16 protein-coding genes and 2 pseudogenes are annotated in these 17,878 nt (G+C 62.1%); 7 read left to right on the top strand and 11 right to left on the bottom strand.

Annotation, left to right across the window (positions count from 1 at the left end; translation table 11 throughout):
- Positions 1 to 22: 22 nt before the first annotated feature.
- The gene (locus tag ACLE20_RS02530) at positions 23 to 937 is read left to right on the top strand and encodes a LysR family transcriptional regulator (protein WP_410938665.1); all 915 of its coding nucleotides are present in this window, start codon (positions 23 to 25) and stop codon (positions 935 to 937) included.
- Between the two features lie 59 nt (positions 938 to 996).
- On the opposite strand, the pseudogene ACLE20_RS02525 reads toward ACLE20_RS02530, so the two are convergent.
- Positions 997 to 1,146: pseudogene (locus ACLE20_RS02525) on the bottom strand (LysR family transcriptional regulator); the annotation flags it as partial.
- Positions 1,147 to 1,227: 81 nt separating this feature from the next.
- Positions 1,228 to 1,968, bottom strand: coding sequence for an SDR family NAD(P)-dependent oxidoreductase (locus ACLE20_RS02520; protein WP_410938664.1), 741 nt, complete (start codon positions 1,966 to 1,968; stop codon positions 1,228 to 1,230).
- Between the two features lie 274 nt (positions 1,969 to 2,242).
- On the opposite strand from ACLE20_RS02520, the gene ACLE20_RS02515 reads away from it, so the two are divergent.
- The 3 genes and pseudogenes from ACLE20_RS02515 to ACLE20_RS02505 form a co-directional block, all read left to right on the top strand.
- Positions 2,243 to 2,719, top strand: coding sequence for an alcohol dehydrogenase catalytic domain-containing protein (locus ACLE20_RS02515; RefSeq protein WP_410938663.1), 477 nt, complete (start codon positions 2,243 to 2,245; stop codon positions 2,717 to 2,719).
- A gap of 12 nt (positions 2,720 to 2,731) precedes the next feature.
- Positions 2,732 to 3,199, top strand: coding sequence for a zinc-binding dehydrogenase (locus ACLE20_RS02510; protein WP_410938662.1), 468 nt, complete (start codon positions 2,732 to 2,734; stop codon positions 3,197 to 3,199).
- Between the two features lie 10 nt (positions 3,200 to 3,209).
- Positions 3,210 to 4,142: pseudogene (locus ACLE20_RS02505) on the top strand (alpha/beta hydrolase); the annotation flags it as partial.
- Positions 4,143 to 4,146: 4 nt separating this feature from the next.
- Here the strand turns inward: ACLE20_RS02505 and ACLE20_RS02500 are convergent.
- The 3 genes from ACLE20_RS02500 to ACLE20_RS02490 form a co-directional block, all read right to left on the bottom strand.
- Complete coding sequence (locus ACLE20_RS02500) at positions 4,147 to 5,022, bottom strand: LysR family transcriptional regulator (protein WP_410939121.1); 876 nt, start codon at positions 5,020 to 5,022, stop codon at positions 4,147 to 4,149.
- Positions 5,023 to 5,363: 341 nt separating this feature from the next.
- On the bottom strand, positions 5,364 to 6,521 hold the full coding sequence (locus ACLE20_RS02495) for a serine hydrolase domain-containing protein (protein ID WP_410938661.1): 1,158 nt from the start codon (positions 6,519 to 6,521) through the stop codon (positions 5,364 to 5,366).
- 476 nt (positions 6,522 to 6,997) lie between these two features.
- Positions 6,998 to 7,552, bottom strand: a complete 555-nt coding sequence (locus tag ACLE20_RS02490; protein WP_410938660.1) for a TetR/AcrR family transcriptional regulator — start codon at positions 7,550 to 7,552, stop codon at positions 6,998 to 7,000.
- A gap of 91 nt (positions 7,553 to 7,643) precedes the next feature.
- Between ACLE20_RS02490 and ACLE20_RS02485 the strand changes: the two genes are divergently transcribed.
- Positions 7,644 to 8,531: an SDR family oxidoreductase gene (locus tag ACLE20_RS02485; RefSeq protein WP_410938659.1), complete on the top strand. Its 888-nt coding sequence runs from the start codon at positions 7,644 to 7,646 to the stop codon at positions 8,529 to 8,531.
- Between the two features lie 335 nt (positions 8,532 to 8,866).
- On the opposite strand, the gene ACLE20_RS02480 is transcribed toward ACLE20_RS02485, so the two are convergent.
- The 6 genes from ACLE20_RS02480 to ACLE20_RS02455 all read right to left on the bottom strand — a co-directional run bounded on the left by ACLE20_RS02480 (position 8,867) and on the right by ACLE20_RS02455 (position 14,848).
- Positions 8,867 to 9,097 carry a LysR substrate-binding domain-containing protein gene (locus ACLE20_RS02480; RefSeq protein ID WP_410939120.1) on the bottom strand — a complete coding sequence of 77 codons (231 nt, stop codon included), beginning with the start codon at positions 9,095 to 9,097 and terminating at the stop codon, positions 8,867 to 8,869.
- Between the two features lie 47 nt (positions 9,098 to 9,144).
- Positions 9,145 to 10,224, bottom strand: a complete 1,080-nt coding sequence (locus ACLE20_RS02475; protein ID WP_410938658.1) for an ABC transporter ATP-binding protein — start codon at positions 10,222 to 10,224, stop codon at positions 9,145 to 9,147.
- A 9-nt stretch (positions 10,225 to 10,233) separates the two neighbouring features.
- The gene (locus ACLE20_RS02470; protein ID WP_410938657.1) at positions 10,234 to 11,748 is read right to left on the bottom strand and encodes a DUF5060 domain-containing protein; all 1,515 of its coding nucleotides are present in this window, start codon (positions 11,746 to 11,748) and stop codon (positions 10,234 to 10,236) included.
- 22 nt (positions 11,749 to 11,770) lie between these two features.
- Positions 11,771 to 12,643: a carbohydrate ABC transporter permease gene (locus ACLE20_RS02465; RefSeq protein ID WP_410938656.1), complete on the bottom strand. Its 873-nt coding sequence runs from the start codon at positions 12,641 to 12,643 to the stop codon at positions 11,771 to 11,773.
- Positions 12,640 to 13,539, bottom strand: coding sequence for a carbohydrate ABC transporter permease (locus ACLE20_RS02460; protein WP_410938655.1), 900 nt, complete (start codon positions 13,537 to 13,539; stop codon positions 12,640 to 12,642). Before ACLE20_RS02460 ends, ACLE20_RS02465 begins: the two co-directional genes overlap by 4 nt.
- Positions 13,540 to 13,639: 100 nt before the next feature.
- On the bottom strand, positions 13,640 to 14,848 hold the full coding sequence (locus tag ACLE20_RS02455; protein WP_410939119.1) for an ABC transporter substrate-binding protein: 1,209 nt from the start codon (positions 14,846 to 14,848) through the stop codon (positions 13,640 to 13,642).
- Between the two features lie 322 nt (positions 14,849 to 15,170).
- On the opposite strand from ACLE20_RS02455, the gene ACLE20_RS02450 reads away from it, so the two are divergent.
- On the top strand, positions 15,171 to 16,364 hold the full coding sequence (locus ACLE20_RS02450; RefSeq protein ID WP_410938654.1) for an ROK family transcriptional regulator: 1,194 nt from the start codon (positions 15,171 to 15,173) through the stop codon (positions 16,362 to 16,364).
- 350 nt (positions 16,365 to 16,714) lie between these two features.
- Entirely contained in the window at positions 16,715 to 17,698 is a 984-nt protein-coding gene (locus tag ACLE20_RS02445) for a substrate-binding domain-containing protein (RefSeq protein WP_410938653.1), read from the top strand.
- The last annotated feature ends 180 nt before the right edge of the window (positions 17,699 to 17,878 follow it).

Below are 17,878 nucleotides of genomic sequence, written 5' to 3'. Positions count from 1 at the left end.
GATCGCGCATAGACTGATCGGCATGGCGAACAATGACGACATCTTCGGCTTTGACGACCTCGCAGTCTTTCTCGACATCTGCGAGACCGGAGGGTTTCGCAAAACGGCGCAACGCCTCGGACTGTCACCCTCATCGGTGAGCGAGCGGATGGCGCGCCTGGAGCGGCGGATCGGCGTGCCTCTGTTGACCAGAACCACGCGAAGCGTTTCTCCGACGGAGGCTGGCCGTACGCTGGCGGAGCGTCTGCTGCCGCTTTATGCCGAAGCGCGTGTGGCCTTGCAGGATGTTGCGAGCACGAAAGACGAGGTGCGGGGCCTGCTGCGGCTCAATGTGACCGGCGCCGTGATGGTCGACATCCTGCCGCCGCTCGTCGATCGCTTCCTGGCGAACCATCCGGGGGTACGCATCGAGTTCGTGGTCGAGGATCGTCTTGTGGATGCCGTGGCCGCGGGATGCGACGCTGGCATCCGCTATGGCGAACATCTTGCACAGGACATGATCGCCGTACCGATCGGGCCGACCACACAGCGCACGGCACTCGCCGCCAGTCGGTCTTACCTCGCAGAACGAGGCGCGGTTCAGCATCCGAACGATGTCCTTGCCCACGACTGCATCCGTCTGCGGTTCTCAAGCGGCGCTTATATCGACTGGGACTTTGAAAAAGATGGCGAAACATGGTCGCTTGATCCGCCGGCGCGGCTGATCGTCGGGGTGGACGCCGCCGCCGCGGCAATCGACTTCGCCCGAACAGGCCGCGGTTTGATCTACACCTTCGAAAACTGGCTGGAGCCGCATATTCAGTCCGGCGATCTCGAACCGGTTCTGCCCGACTGGTGGGCGAGCTTCGATGGGCCACGCCTTTATTTCTCACGCCGGTTCATGCCGGCACCCTTGCGAGCCTTCATCGATTTCATCGCGTCGGAGCGGCATGGCTGAATTCACTGGCCGAGCGGGGAAGGGGGCCGGTTCGCCCTATCTTCACGCCGCTTGAGCTTAAACCCTCGGCCCCGTTCCACGAAGCGATCCGTATAGGATGAAAGCACTTGGAGCTTCGGATATCGCCGCGCCAGGCTGGCGAGAACCGGAGCGAAATGTGTTGGTCCGAATGATAGCGGAGCGGCGACTTTCATGCGCCCGTGCAACTGTCGTCGGACACGCTCCTGCCCTCAGCCCTGTGAAGGAGGACGGCCTTCTTCCTTGAGGGCCGTCCTCGAGACGGTGATGGCTTAGGCGATCGCGCCGCCATCCGCGGTGAGCGTCGCGCCGGTGATGACGCTTGCGGCGGAGCTCGCGAGGAATACGACAGCGTTGGCAATCTCCTTCGGCTCACCGAAGCGTCCCAGCGACGTCAGGCTTCGCTGGAAGTCTGCAGCCGTGCCGTCGGCCGGGTTGGCATCCGTGTCCGTCGCGCCAGGCTGGACGAGGTTGACGGTGATGCCAGACGGCCCAAGCTCGCGCGAAAGGCCACGCGTGAAGGATGTCAGCGCCGCCTTTGACATGGCGTAGGGCGTGATACCCGGAAAGGGCACTCGCTCACCGAGTGCGGAACCGATGGTGATGATGCGGCCGCCGTTGCGCAAATGCGGGATGACCGCCTTTGCAAACAGCACCGGCGCCCGCACGTTGACGTCCATGAGGGTTTGATATTCCTCCAGGTTCAGATCGACGATGTTGCCTGAATGGCCGATCGCTGCGCTGTTGACGAGGATGTCCAGCCCGCCCAGCGCAGCCACGGTGTCTTCGACAGCCCGCTTGATGGCCTGCGGGTCCGCGCTGTCAGCCTGGATAGCGGCAGCTCTACGTCCGCGCGCCTCAATCGAGCGAACGACCGCCGCAGCCTTCTCGGCCGCGCGTTGATAGGTGAACGCCACGTCGGCGCCATTCTCCACAAGCGCTTCGACAATGGCAGCGCCGATGCCGCGCGAACCGCCGGTCACCAAAGCGCGCTTTCCACTCAAATCGATCATAATCGTTGGTACCTTTCTTCGTCGTCAGTCGTGAAGCCGGGAGTGCCGCAGCTCTGCGAATACGCCCGACAGGGAGTTCGGCCTATCTCGTGTCCCCATGGATGGGGTTGAAGTGGCCGTGACTGCGACAGCTTGTTGCGCGGTGGGGAACAGCAGCGCTTTCTGTTCCGCTCGTTGCCAGTCGCGCAACATGGCGTTCCCGACGGGGAGCCCTGTCTCGGGACCGTGAACCCCCTATGTGTCGTTGCAAGTGTCCTCGGAAAATGGGGTGAAGATGAAGGCCGCCGTCTACGACAATCCGGGACCACCGTCTGTCCTCCAATATGTCGACGTGCCTGATCCGGTCTGCGGGCCGGACGAGGTCGTCATAAGGGTGGAAGCGATCTCCGTCGAAGGCGGAGATCTGATCAATCGCAGGTCCACCGCGCAGCCCATACGGTGGGTGGTTGGCTACGCAGCGGCTGGTACGGTGGTGAAAGTTGGGGGAGACGTGACCACGCGTGCCGTCGGCGACAAAGTCGCTGCTTTCAGTCTACAAGGGTCGCACGCCGAACTTTGGGCTGTCGCAGCATCGAGGACCTGGCTGGTTCCAGCGGGCCTGGACATCGCAAAGGCTGCCGCGCTGCCGATCTCGTTCGGCTCCGCCTATCACAGCGTCATCAACAGAGGCGACGTCCGGGAGGGCGAAACCGTCCTCATTCAGGCAGCGGCCGGAGGTGTGGGCCTCGCGGCGGTCCAGCTTGCCAAGTAGGCAGGAGCGAGCGTGATCGCCGTCGCGAGCGGCAGCGAAAGGCAGGCCCGCCTGACCGAACTCGGCGCCGCCTTCGTCATCGACCGACTGCAAAAGGACGTCGTGGAGGAGGCGCGCCGACTGACCAAGGGCAAGGGCGTCGATCTGGTCATCGATCCTGTCGGCTCGACGTTGCAAGCTTCGCTTTCCGCACTCGCCCCCGAAGGCCGCCTCGTCTTCCTTGGAAATGCCGGCGGCGGAGAGCTCATTGTCGATCTCTGGCTGCCGATGCAGAACAATCAAACGCTCCACGGGGTGTTCATGGGATCGATCTTCGAACGGCCCTCGGTGCACGGTACCGTCGACGATCTTCTCGCCGCTGCCGCAGCCGGAAGTATCGACGTGGTGATTAACCGATCCTTCGCCCTTCAAGACGCTGCGAACGCGCATCACTTCGCAGAAACCGCCAAGCCCCTCGGGCGGGTTGTGATGATTCCATGAAGACTGGAAGAAGGACAAGCTTATGATCAGGCGGATTTCGTTCAGGAACAGAGATATCGAAGTCGTCGGCAACATCCACCTGCCGTCGGACCTCGACGAGGCTGGCGCATATCCCGCGATTGTCCTTGCGACGCCGGGCAGCAGCGTGAAGGAGCAGATCGGCGCTATCTACGCCGAAAGGCTCTCCGCCTACGGCTTCATAGCCCTTACCTTCGATCCGTCATACCAGGGAGAGAGCGGTGGCGATCCCCGCGATCTTGAGGATCCGGCCGTTCGTGTCGAGGACATTCATTGCGCAGTCGATCATCTGACGACGCTGCCTTATGTCGATGAGGCGCAGATCGGACTTCTCGGGATCTGCGCGGGCGGCGGGTACGCCATCAAGGCTGCCCTGACGGAAAGACGGTTCAAGGCGGTGGGAACGGTTGTCGCCAACGACATAGGCGAAGCCATGCGCCGCCTGCTTCCCGACTTCCGTCAGACCCTGCTGGACGTCGCAGCCGAGCGCACCGCGCAGGCCCATGGAGCCGAGCCCCGGAGAGATCCGTGGATTCCTGATAGCCTCGCCGATGCGAGAGCCGCAGGGATTACTGATCCCGAGCTGCTGGAGGCCGTCACCTTCTACCGGGAGTCGGAATATCGGCATCACAATTCAACGAACCGTCTGCTGTTTGTCAGCTACGGCGGCTTACTGGGTTTCGACGCATTCAGCCTTGTGCCCGAACTGCTGACCCAGCCGCTGCAGGTCATCGTCGGTGGACGCCGAGGACCGACCGGGCAATACGAGGCGGGGCAGCGTCTGTTCGATCTGTCTCCGTCGAAGACGAAACACTTCTTTGAAGTCGAAGGTGCGGGTCACTACGATATGTACTACAAGCCACACTATGTTGACCGAGCGGTCGCAAGGCTCGTCGATTTCTACACGGAGCATCTTGCACCCTAGGCGTCTAAGAGGAGCTGGGGTCGAAGCATTCGATCAACATCTCCGTCAGCACGCGGACCTTCTTGGCAGGATGCTGTCCAGGGGGCCTGACGACGAAGATGCCGGCGGTGGGAGGCGGATAGTCGGGCATCACTTCGACGAGTGCTCCCGAGGCAAAGTGCTGGTCCGTCAGACCGTTCGGAAGTCGCGCAATGCCTAGTCCTTCCAAGGCGGCAGCAAGCAATGCCACCGCGTTGTCGGCCTTGAAGCGGCCCTGCGGGCGGATGTTGACCACTTCATCGCCATCAGTGATCGGCCACACTTCCGTTCCCACCATGAGCGCCTCATGCTTGAGAAGTTCGTCCGGCGTTTCAGGCGAGCCATTCCGGGTGATGTAGTCGGGGCTGGCAACGAATTTCGCGTAGAGAGGTCCAACGCGCCTGGCGACGAGATTGGAGTCCGGCAGGTATCCGATCCGGATCGCACAGTCGAAACCTTCGGCAACGAGATCGACGAAGCGGTCGGTGTAGCAGGAGATGACCTGAAGTTGCGGGTGTCGGCGCGCCATCTGCGACAGGACAGGAGCGAGGTGGGTCGGCCCGAACGACAGAGGAGCGGCGACCCTGATGCGTCCGCGAAGCTCGCCTGCAGGCGATAGCGTCTCGCGGGCCGCATCGATCTCCGCCGAGATCCTCGCCGCATAATCGCGAAACGTGACGCCCTCTTCCGTAAGCCCGATGCCGCGCGTCGTTCGTGCAACGAGCTGGACGCCGAGTTCCGCCTCAAGACGAACGATACGGCGGCTGACCATCGATTTCGACACGCCAAGCCGTTGCGCGGCGGGCGTGACGCCCCCCGCATCCGCAACTTCCACGAAGGTCCTGAGATCGTCGAAGTGCACCCGCGTTCCCCCTTCTGCAACACGCCTTGCGCTTTCCAGGGCTACCGTATGATAGTCGGTAATGACAGGCTTTTCGTCGATCGCAACGTCGGGAGGCGGTCGGACAACTGACGGACGCTCACGCACGGCGGAAATGACTTCCGCTTTGCGCCTCCATGTCGAACCAAGAGGTCGGCGTTTAGCGTCACCAAAAAAGAAGACATCGCTCCATGATGGCGCAACGTCGCCTGTGCGCCAAGAGCGGGCATAGGTCAGATAACCGCCCATTATGGAACTATAAATGCAAGAGACATGTTTGGTCGAGTGACGTGTAAACCCGAGGTGACCGATCAGGTCGCCTTTTATTTCAAAGATGCTAGTATATAATCTTCTAAAACGGATCGGACGATCTCGTCTTGTTGTGGATGGTCGTAGAGACCGGCCATGATGACCACAATCAGGTCGAGATCGGGAACGGCATACAGTCTCTGGCCGCCAATTCCATACGCGGCTGTCCAAGCAACCTCGGTGTTCCCTGCACGTTTTGATCGTCCCTTCCACCAGAGAAGAGCATAGCGGTCGGTGAGCGATCTATCAGCGGGAAGCCGAGTCGATTCCGCCATCCATTCCTTCGAGACGATTTGCTTTCCATCCCACTTGCCATGATCGAGCAGGAACTGGCCGAGCGTGGCAACGTCGCGCGGGCGCATCCGCAGGCCGCCGTAGGCAGCGAACTCACCGCTCCGGCGCAACCTGATCCATTCGGCGCTGGAGATGCCCATCGGCTCGAACAGCGCCTCCCTTGCGAACGCGTCAAGCGTCATGGCCGTCACCGTTTGGAGAACAGCACTGAGAAGCATGGTGTTTCCGCTGCTATAGGCCCAATGCGTACCGGGCTCATGGAGCACCTTCCTTTCAAGAACCCACCGATAGGGATCGGCCGCCTCGGCCATCAAGCGCTCGGTGTTGTCCGGGTCCGCGTAGGACGTATCCTCGTTTGTCACGAGGCCAGAGGTCATCGATAGGAGCGTCCGGATCGTGATCTTCGCCTTTTCGGTGGTACGAAGATCGCGATACTGAGGCAGATAGTCAAAGACCGCGTCGTCCAGACTTCTGATGAGGTGCCGGTCGACAGCCACTCCGATCAGCAGAGACACGACGCTCTTGGCAATGGAGCGGACGTCGTGCGGCGTCGCGGCATCGTAGGCGTAGGTGCCGGCAGGCTTTCCCCACGGGTGATCGAAACCCGTCCGGTAGGTCTCGAAGACCAGCTTGCCACGCCTTGCGACAAGAACGCCATGTATCCCAGAGAGGACCGAGGCCCTGTCGGACATCAGGTCAACAAGTGCGCAGAGAGCCGCACTATCGAACCCCTCCTCGACAGCGGGCGCGGTCGGCCAGTGATCGGACAAGGTCGAAGGGACGCCACATGACTCCGCCGCGAAAGCAAGGTCCTGCACCCCCCATGTCATTGAGAAGCAGATCGAAACCGCCAAGACAATGGAGCGATAAGTCAGCATGGCTGTGAGAGCTCAGTTTGGATCAGTGCGAGCAGGCGCTAATGAGCAGCGTCAGTCAAGGACCATCTTCATAAAGCACGACGCGTCGCGATCGATCCGCAGCCGGGCCGTGCGGAAATTAGGAGTTCTTGAAATTCCCTCTTTTTCCCAATCGCGACCGTGGATGCCACCTGTGTGCCCTGGCTTTCGGCGTCAGGCAACGTGACGGTCTAACGGCAATAATTTCCGCTTTCGGGCCTGAGGTTTGCGGTGAGGCAGCCACAGAGCACCCGGCAGTTTTGCGCCTTCATGTAGGTCGGGCGATCTTCTCTTGGGACTTCTGCAGGCCGCCATTCGGTAGGCCGGAAAGAATGGCGGACAGGAGGGTAGAAAGTTCTGCAGTGCGCTTCATGAGAGGATCAGCAATAAGCAGTCGTTCACTGGAGTATCATGCTTTCCCACAGTCGATCGAGTTATGGAATGCGCGAGTGCGGCGGCTAGAGTACGCTTTTCAAGGCTCGTTCGGTCAGATCGAGGCGCTCCGCCAGCCCTGGCTCGTCATCCTCCAGCCACGCAAGCGTAGCGTGAGCAAAGGCGGCCATGCCGGCACGCGCGGCCAGGGCGGCGGGCAGGTCGGGAACGCCGCGGGCACGCAAGGACGAGGCAAGCGCGTCGGACAGGGCTTCCAGCTTCGACAATTCGCGTTCGTGGAGGGCCGGTGTTGCGGAAATAACCTCCTGCCGGGGCTTGGAGAAAGGACGGTTGTCTTCCAAAAGCGTCGTCACTGAACGGAAGGCGTAGAACAACGTGTCGAGCGCTTCCAAGCCAGTTGGCGCCTCGGCGATGGATGTCGTCAGTGCGTCAACCAGCACCGCCTGCCCGTCGAACAGCACCTCGCGCTTGTCGGGGAAGTGGCGGAAGAAGGTGCGCTCCGTTACCCCGGCGCGGCCCGCGATCTCGGCCGCCGTGGTGCGGTCGTAACCACGCTCCGCGAACAGTTCCAGCGCTGCCCGTTGAAGGCGCATGCGAGCGTCGGATTCCGATTTTTTCATCGCTCCCCCTTGTCAGTGACTGACATCATTCCATGTCAGTCACTGACAGAGGTTGTACCATTCTTCCGCTGAAAACCGCAAGGAGGTTGCGATGCGTGTGTTCCTAACGGGTGCGAGTGGCTGGATCGGCTCGGTTATCGCGCGTGAGCTGATGGCGGCTGGTCATTCGGTCGTCGGCTTGGTCCGGTCGGAGGAGAAAGGTGCTGCACTGCTCTCCGCAGGTGGAACGGTGGAGATCGGCGCGCTCGGCGATCTGAACGTACTTCGCCGCGGGGCGGAAAACGCGGAGGGCATCATCCATACGGCCTTCGGCCTCGACCTCTCGCGCATTGGCGAGTTGGCTGCCGAGGACAGCACCGCGATCGAGACATTCGGCGCGGTGTTCGCTGGATCGGCGCGGCCGATCATCGTCACTGACGGGTTCTTGCATCTGACCGGCGAGATGGCGTTGGAGGCCGACCGACCTCAGATAATGCCTGCATTTCCGCGCGCGTCCCAGCAGACGGCCTTCGCCTTGGCCGAACGCGGCATTCACGCCAACGTCGTCCGCAATCCGCGCTCCGTCCACGGCAAGGGCGAGACGCATGGCTTCGTCCCCATGCTCGCCAGCGTCGCCCGCGAGAAAGGCATTTCGGCCTATGTGGGAGATGGGACGAACCTTTGGCCAGCGGTTCACCGATTGGACGCTGCACGCATCTACCGGCTCGCGCTCGAACGGGGAGCCCGTGGGGAGGTCTACCATGCGGTTGCCGAGGAAGGCGTGCCGTTCCGCGAGATCGCGGAAGCGATCGGCCGCCAGCTCGGGTTGCCGACCAAGTCGCTGACCGCGAAAGAGGCGGGGGAGCATTTTGGCGCGCTGGCCACATGGGTCGCGAACAACGGACCCGCCTCTAACGAATGGACGAAGAGGGTGCTGGCCTGGTCGCCCAAGCAGGTGGGGATCGTCGCCGATATCGAGCGGCCGGATTACTCTCGCTAGCTCATCGCGCGGCGCGGAAGCAATCGGCGTGCCCGCCCAACTTCGCAAGAGCGACTTATGGTATGGAGGCCCGCGCCACGCTGCGACGTAGCTAAGATGGCGATCGACGCGTTCACGAGAGCGGCGTCTGCCTTTCAGTTGAACGTCATGGCAGCAGACAGTCTCCTTCCGGCGCCTCTGCGGAGATTATTTTCTGCTTCGCGCCTCCAAACCGGCCACAGGCGTTGCGCGCATGACATGGAAAGTCGACATCAGCTAACCGATAAAAAGCGGCCGTCACCTGTTGTGCTTTCCTCACAACTTGGCTGGAGCACGCTCTCCCATCGGCCGATCGTCTAGGCACCCTTGACCTTCATGAAGTCGATGAACGCTCTGACCGATGAGGCCGTGTGAGCGCGTTGCGGATAGTAGAGATAGAAGCCGGAGAAAACGGTGCAGTAGGGGTCGAGAACGCGCGTGAGCTCCCCGCTTTCCAAGAATGGTTCGACCAAGTCTTCGATGAGGTAAGCCAGTCCGTTCCCCTCGCGCGCTGCTGCGAGCAGCAGCCCCGTATCGTTTATGGTCAGTGTGGATCTCGCCGCGTAGAAAACGGTGCAGTCAACGTCGGATGATGTCAGAGGCGCGCCACCGAGATGCGTTCTTCCGAGCCCTTGTCGAACAGGTGAAATTTGGACTCGTCGAAGGACAGATTCACCCTCTCGCCAGGAACGAGCGCCATGCGGGATCGGAGCACGACGACGAGATCCTGGCCGCCGACGCGCACCGCCAGATGGGTCTCCGATCCCGTCGGCTCGACCAACACGACCTCGCCGACTATGCCGTCGCCATCGCTGATCGTGATATCTTCCGGACGTACGCCGACAATGACGGCTGAGCCCGTGGCAGTCGGAATACGGCCAGGCAGCGTCACGCGGCCGGCGCCGGCAAGCTCGACGAACCGGCCTTCCTCCCCGACGATGACACCATCGAGAAAATTCATGGCAGGCGAGCCGAGGAAGCCGGCGACGAACATGTTTCTGGGATTGTCGTAGAGATCCAGCGGCGTGCCGATCTGTTCAATATGGCCGCCCTGCATGACGACGATCTTGTCTGCCATGGTCATGGCTTCAATCTGGTCATGGGTCACATAGACGATGGTCGTTCTCAGACGCTGGTGCAGGGCTTTGATTTCAGCCCGCATCTTGACGCGCAGCTTCGCGTCGAGATTGGAGAGCGGCTCGTCGAACAGGAAGACCTTGGGGTCGCGCACGATCGCGCGGCCCATCGCGACGCGCTGGCGCTGGCCGCCGGAGAGTTGGGCCGGCTTGCGGCCGAGAAGCGGTTCCAGGCCAAGGATGCCGGCTGCGTGATCCACCTTGCGCTTGATTTCCTCCTTGCGCGCGCCGGCAAGCTCGAGTGCGAAGCCCATGTTCTGCGCGACAGTCATCTGGGGATAGAGCGCGTAGTTCTGGAAGACCATGGCAATGTCCCGATCCTTCGGTTCAAGGCCATTCACCACCCGTCCATCAATGCTGATCGTGCCTCCGGTGATGGTTTCGAGCCCCGCGACCATGCGCAGGAGCGTCGACTTCCCGCAGCCCGAGGGCCCGACCAGGATGACAAATTCGCCGTCGGCAATGTCGATGTCGACGCCGTGCAGCACGGCATGGGCGCCATAGGACTTGCGGACGTCACGGATCTCCACGGTCGACATGCTCTCCTCCTATCGCTTGGGCCGGACGCGAATAGCGAGATTCGGCTTGCCGGGCAGTTCCACGGCGAAGGCCGCATCCGGCCGGCGCGGGCGCAGCGATGCGCCATGGCGGGTGGGATGGTTGGCAGGCGCGTCGACCAGCACGGCGGGCGTCACGGTCATGTCCCAGATATCGATGACATCGACCTCATACTCACCCGCCTGCTGGGGCAGACCCGGCGCCCAGATGACCGGCTGATGCTCGCCGAGATAGATATAGGTCACCTCGCCATCCGTCGCGCCGGAAACCCGGCTCCAGGGCCAGTTGCTCTCCCGCGCGATCGGCGTCAGTCCATTGACCACGTCCTCTTCCAGAAGGTCGCGCAGGAAGCCGATGCGTTGCCAGGCTTCGCCATGCAGAACGCCGCCCTTCGCCCACCACAGAATGTCGTCTGGATGCATGAAGGTCTCGCCATGCCCGGCATAGCCGCCGCGCAAAAGGGTGATCCAGTAACGGTGCACCAGTTCGCGAGCCGAGATGTTGCCCCAGGAGAGGATGATGTTGCCTTCATATTCCGGCTCGTCATTGACGACCGGCTTGCCATAGGCCTCCCGCCATTCCTGCGTGCGCTTCACGTCCCAGTTCTGGATGCAGACATGGCTGACCCAAGGCCGGCGGTGGTCGTAATTGGCGTTCACATCGCCATTGTGGATCGATTTGAGATGGCGGTAGGGATCGTTCTCTTCGATGATCTGGAAGTAGCGATCCCACTGGCCCATCGGCTTGGTGTCGAGCAGGAAGTCATATTCATTGGCGAGCGACCACCAGACATTGCGATAGGCCGCAAGACGCGCCGTGAGATAGGCGACGTAGCGGTAATCCTGCTCGGCGGTCATGTCGCAATAGCCCCAGCGATCATAGGGGTGGAAGATGATGATATCCGCCTCGATCCCCAGTTCGCCAAGCGCCTTCACCTGGGTCTCGAAGTGCCGGAAGCTCGCCGGGTTCGGCCGATCGAAATCGAGTTCGCCTTCGGCATCGCGCTCATAGACATCATGCAGCGGCTCGTTGATGTTGAAGGGATAGTCCTTCGGGAAGACGCCCATGCGCATCTTGTTGAAGCGCGTCTGCTTCAGCGTCTCGAGCGTCTTTGCCTGGAGATCGAGCGGCTGGTGCGTCCAGGCATAGCAGGTGGTGCCGAAGGAGAGGTAGGGCGTGCCGTCGGCATAGGCGAAGTGAAACTTGTTGGCGACCTGCACGGGCCCGTGAATGTCGGGTCGTGCCGGGCCGGCCTGGAAGGTCCCTGTCCGCCCATCAAGCTCGGCGGCGGAGGAGCGCGTCACATAGGACCACTCGCCTTCATTGTCGGGCATGAAGCGGATCTTGTAGACACCATCGCCATCATAAAAACCCGGCACCCGCACGGTCCGGCTCTTCTGGCTGAAAACTGCCTCGATCTCGACGTCGAGAAAGGGGTTGCCGGCGGTGGGACCGTTGAGACTGGCTTCGAAGAGGTCCCACTTGGCGATGGTCGTGTCGGTCATTGGCATGTCCTTGCTGTCTGTCTCAGCCCTTCACCGCACCGGAGGTCAGCCCCGATACGAAGTAGCGCTGGAAAATGAGGTAGACGATCGCGGCCGGCAGCACCGTCATGACGATGGCCGCATTGAGCTGCCCGTAATCTCTCGAAAACTGGCCCTGGAAGGCGGAAAGCCCGAGCGGCAGGGTCCACATGGCGCGATCCTGCAAGAGGACGAGCGCCATGGCGAATTCGTTCCAGGTCGAGACGAAATCGAGGATCAGCAGCGCGGCCAGCACCGGCAGGGATACTGGCAGGAAGATCCGTCGGAAGATCGTAAAATGCGAGGCGCCATCGATGCGCGCGGCTTCGCTCAACTCCTTGGGGATCGCCCGGAAGAAGCTTTGAAGAATAAAGACCTGATAGGGGATGCCGAAGGCGAGATAGGGCAGGATCACGCCTGGATAGGTATCGATCAGGTGAAGCCCGTTCACGAGCGTGAAGAGCGGCGCCAGCATCACCTGGAAAGGGATCATCGTTCCAAACAGGATCGCCAGCAGCATGAGCTTGCGTCCGGAGAACTCGATTTTCGCCAGCGCATAGGCCGCCATGGCGGAGATGAAGAGGCCGAGCGGCACCTTGATCGTGGTGATGATCACGCTGTTGAAGAAGGTCGTGTTGAAGCGGCCACGGTCCCAGGCGCCGGAATAATTGGCGAATTTCGGATCGACCGGCGGCGCGAAAGCGCTGGACCCCATCACCGCCGCATTGGACTTCAGCGAGGTGAAGATGATGAAGACGAAGGGCGCGACCCAGATCAGCGCCACCAGGGCCAAGGTGACCCAGAGGGCCACCAGCACCCAATCCCGCGGCGGCTTTTCGACCTGTTCGAACCCGGGAGACGCAGAACTCATGGTCATTCCTCGTCCTCCTCGGCTTTGCGGGTCCAGCGCAGATAGGGGATGACGACCGACAGCGTGATCAGGAGGAGCACGACGGAGATCGCGCTGCCGCGACCGAAGTCGAAGATCTGCATGGACTGGGTGAAGGCCCAGAGCGCCAGCATCTGCGTCGACTGAGCAGGGCCGCCGCCGGTCAGCCCGTAGATGATGTCGAAGGCTTTCAGCGAGGAGATGATGGCGAGGACCAGCACGATGGTGATCGTCGGCCGCAGCGCCGGCAATGTGACATGCTTGAACACCTTCCAGCGACCGGCCCCATCGATCCGCGCCGCCTCGATCAGCGTCTTGCTGACGCCCTGCAGGCCGGCCAGGAACAGGACCATGGAAAAGCCGACGGTCTGCCAGAGATAGGCGACGAAGGCGGAGTAGAGGGCGATGTTACGATTGCCCAGCCAGTCCTGGATCCAGCTCTGAAGACCGAAGGACGTGAGGATCTGGCCGAACAGACCGAAGAAGGGATCATACATCCAGCGCCACATGGTCGCGACGGCGATCGGGGCGATGATGACCGGCAGATAGAAGATCGCCCGCAGGCCGTTGCGGCCGAAGATCGGCTGGTTGAGCCCCAGCGCCAGAAGAAGCCCGACCAGCGGCGGGAAGATGGTCGACAGGATGGTCCAGATCACCGTGTTGCGGAACGCACCCCAGAAGACCGGATCCTTGGTGAAGATATCAACATAATTGGCAAGGCCGACGAACTGCTTGTCGGCATCCAGACCGTTCCATCGCTGAAAGCTCAGGAACACGACGTCCACCATCGGGTAGATGGCGAAGACGGCATAGATGACGATCGCCGGGGCGATCAGCATCGCAGCCTGCATGCGCTGGTCTTGGAGGATGGATCGGGACGTCATCGGACACTCCGGACGGCACGGGCAGACCGTGCCGTTTGCAGGGTGGTTTGGCGAAGCGGAAGGGAGCCGGCCCCTTGGAGAGGCCGGCTGCAACAAGAGCCTAGCGCTTGTTGTCGATAAAGGCCTGAAGCTGGCCTCCGGCATCTGCCGGCGCGATATTGCCGCTCGCCACCTCGTTGATGACACGGAAATATTCCGTGGTTACATCGAGCGGGAAGGCCTGGTCGCCGTTCATATAGACCTGCGTATAGGTGTTGAAGATATCCACCCACTTCTGATCAAGGGGACGCAGGTCCTTGTAGGTGACGTTCTTGTTGATCGAGGTCGTGCTGAACTGGCCGAGGACCGCCTGCTGCACCGGCGTCGACATGAAATAGTCGAGGAACTTGGCGGCCGTGTCCGGGCTTTTGCTCTTGCTGCTGATATAGTGGTATTCGGCAAAGCCATAGAGACGGTTCGTCCCCGTGGGGAAGGGGAAGACGTCGTAATCGTCGAGATTGCCGGCTTCCGCAAGCTGCTGAACGAGCCAGTCGCCTTCGAGCATCATCGCCGCACGTCCGGCGACGAAGAGATTGAAGGACTGCGCATTGTCGATGCCCATGAACGGGCTCAAAATGTAGTTCTTGCTCCACTTATCAAGCTCGCCAAAGGAGGCGGAGGCACAGGGCTCCGTCGTCCAGCTCGCCTTCATGTTCATCAGCGCATCGTGTTTCTCCGCACCGCACTTCGATTCCAAGATCACGTCCATCAGGCGCATCAGGTGCCAGTTGACGGTGCCGCCGAAGGTGATTGCCGGAATGCCGGCCGTCTTGAGCTTTTCGGCAGCCGCGACCAGCTCGTCATAGCTCTTCGGCGGTTCGGTGATGCCGGCCTGGGTAAACAGCGCCTTGTTGTAGTAGAGCGCCTCGCCCTTGAAGGTGAAGGGCACGCCCTGGCGCCCGCCCTCATAGATCTTCGAGAAGGAGGCTGCGGCCGGAACGAGCTCGTCGTCCCACTTGTATTCCGCATAGTACTTGTCGAGCGGCAGGCTGAGCCCGGCCTTGATATATTCGCCGCCGAGACCGAGGCCGGCCCAGCTGAAGAAGATGTCCGGACCGCGGTCCGATCCGGCGGCGACCCTGAGGGCTGTCTTGTGATCGTCGACGCCGCGCGTGACGATCTCGACATCGACGCCCGGATTGGCCGCCTCGAAGTCGGAGGCGATCTTCTGCATGGCGGCATTCGAGGCTTCGGAGCTGAAGTTCAGCGTCCAGAGCGTGATGGTTTCGGCAGAGGCAGCAGCGCTACCGAGCGCCAGGGCCGCTAGCATCGTGCCGGTTCGCAACGCGGTGGTTCTCAGGCTCATCATTTCCTCCCTTGGTGTTTTTCTCTTCCTCACCCTCTTTTAGACCGGCGGAGCCAAAGTTTGTCAACCTGAATTATGTCAGCCATGACAAAACTCCTGCTAAAACGGATTTGTGGTCCGTCCAGTTCTGTCATAGAAGATGGAGCGAAGCCGGTCGTCATGCCGGCGGTTTTCGTTGCGGACGTTTTGCCTGAGGGTTCAGCATGCACTTGCAGGAGGCGCTACGCCCCGCTTTGCGAGAGCCGCTCCTTGAGGCAAGCTCGGTTCTGCGGAGGGGCTAGACGATATGGCCAATATGATCAGCGGCGGGCTACGAGGCCTTCTCGACGAACGTCAGGTGGACACGCCGGTAGCGCGCGTGGTTCGCGCCTTGAGCGGCCATGGCGCGGTCAGCGCGGCACAGATCGCCCGAACCACGGGTCTCGCCCGTTCGACGGTCTCGACGATCCTTGCCGATCTCAAGCGCTCGAGCCTGGTCGTGGAGGTGGAGACGCGCAGTCCCGGCATCGGACGGCCGGCGCTCGCCCATTCCCTCAACCCGGAGGCAGGCACCTGTCTCGGCGTCCTTCTCGGACGGAACGGGCTGCGGGTGGTGCTCGCGGACGTGGCGCACAACATCGTCGCCGACGTCGCTATTCCGCTTGAGCGCGATTACAAGCCCGAACGCGCCACGCGTATGGCCAAACAGGCGATCGACAACATCTACAAGGAGCACAGCCTTCCCTATTCCGGCCTGCTCGGGGTCGGTTTTGCCGTCTCCGCTCCGATCGCGGCCAGCGGCCGGATCATGCGCGGCTCGCAGCTGCCTGGCTGGCAGGGCGTCGATCTGCGCGCCACCTTTGAACCGGTGCTCCAGAAACCGATCTTTGCCGACAATGAAAGCAATTGTGCCGCGCTCGCGGAAATGATGTGGGGTGCGGCGGCCGGCTCAGAGAACTTCGTCCTGTTCAAGCTGGATCTTGGGATCGGCGGGGCGATCGTCGCCAACGGCAAGGTCCTGACCGGCGCTGCGGGGACGGCCGGCGAGTTCGGCCATATGATCCTCGACCCGCGCGGCGACCTCTGCACCTGCGGGAACCGCGGCTGCATGGAACTCTCCTGCAGCGGCGCGGCCATCCTCGGCGTGGCCGAGCGCCGCCTCGCGCGCAGCATCGGCATGGCGGATTTCGTCAAGATGGCTCAAGGAGGCGATGTCGGCTTTCGGCGGCTCCTGGAGGATGCGGGAGACGCCGTCGGGCGCGGGCTCGCGACGGTCGGCACGATCCTCAATCCTGGTCTTTTTGTCATCAGTGGCGGAATGGCGGCGGCGGGCGAGATGCTCCTTGCGCCGATCCAGGCCGCCTATGTCCGGCACACGCTCGTCAAGCCCGGCGATGGAGACGGCGCCAATCCTACCTTCACCACCGGCCGCTTCCTCGACAACGACAACTGCATGGGCGCCGTTGGCCTCGTGCTCCGGCATCATGGGCGGCTGGTCTAGAAAGCTCTGTACGCTTGGGCATCGCTGACCACTTACGTTGGCGTCGAACGAGTTTCTAGGACAGGCAGACCGGGGCGGTGCCGGAGGCGCGGCTGGAGGCTCAGTGCTTTGAAGAAATCGCGAGAATTGGCCGGAGAACGCGGTTGAACCGATCGCGTTGACAGACCCTACACCAAGTGCGACCTCTGATCTCGGCCGCCTCATGACCGGCCTCATGCTTTTTCCGCCGCGGTCGGTGCGGGCGTGCTTGGCGTCGGCTTCAATCCGAGGGCCGGGAAGAGGGGCTCGGGTAGTGTCGTTGATGTCGCTGCATGCGTAAGGATCGTTCGCCCCTTTTCGTTAGCGCCAGAATGGTGGCCGAGCGCGCCGGTGTTTCCCGGTCGGCGGTCTCCCGCACCTTTACCGATGGTGCGAGCGTCTCCGAGGAAACGCGCAGGAAGGTCGTCGAAGCGGCGGAAGCGCTTGGCTACCACGTCAATCACCTGGCGCGGCAGCTGCGCGAGCGCAGCAACATCGTCTGTCTGATCGTCTCGGATCTGACAACGCCGGTGCGGATGGCGATGGTGGATCGCTTGACACGCAAGCTGCAGGCGGCCGGCAAAATCACCGTGCTCCTCAACACCGAGAGCGATGCGACCAGCGTTGACCACGCCTTGAAGCTGACCCTGCACTATCGCGCCGATGCGACGGTCGTCCTGTCCGGGACGCCCTCGACCGCGCTCGTCAAGACCGCGCTCGGGAACGGCCAGCAGGTCATCCTCATCAACCGCGACGATCGTCTCGAAGGCTGCGACAATCTCGGCCTCGACAATGCGAGCGCGGCGAGGGAGGCGCTCTATCTCCTGCGCCGGGCCGGCTGCAAGCACCCCGCGATCCTGACCTCGGCCGCGCGCACCCCCAGCCTTCGCGAGCGCGAACAAGGCTTTCTTGCGTTAGCCGCCGCTGAGAACCTTGCGGTGAGGCAGGTCGAGGCTGAGGCGACAAGCTACCGTGCCGGGCTCGATGCTGCCAGGCGGGTGTTCGCGCGCTCCGAGCCTTGCGACGGCATCTTCTGCGTCACGGATCTGCTTGCGCTCGGCTTCATGGACGGCGCACGGCAGGAGTTTGGCCTGCGGATCCCGGAGGATCTGTGCGTCATCGGCTTCGACGACATCGAGCAGGCATCCTGGGAAGCCTACCGCCTCACCACGTTCGCGCAACCGCTCGAGCGGATCGCCAGCCATGTCGTGGCTCTCCTTATCGCCAAAGCGAACGGAGCCGAACAGCCCGCTGTCAATTCCGTTTTCGAGCCGGTTCCGGTGTGGCGGCGCTCGGTCCGCCCCCATGCCGACTGAAGCGGTGCACATATGTGCAAAGCGTTAGTGTCATCAAACCGTCGCCTCTGACCTGTAAAGACCTGCCGAAAGTTGAAGCACGTTGCACGCATGTGCAACGCGTTGCGCCTGGGTGGGCGCACGCAGCGGGAGGTTTAGGGGCGCTTTAAGCTGTGCCGATCGGCAGGGCACGCACCCTCG

Source organism: Rhizobium sp. YIM 134829 (assembly GCF_046546455.1).
The sequence above is the reverse complement of the archived record's forward strand: the minus strand, read 5'-3'. Positions and strand labels throughout refer to the sequence as shown.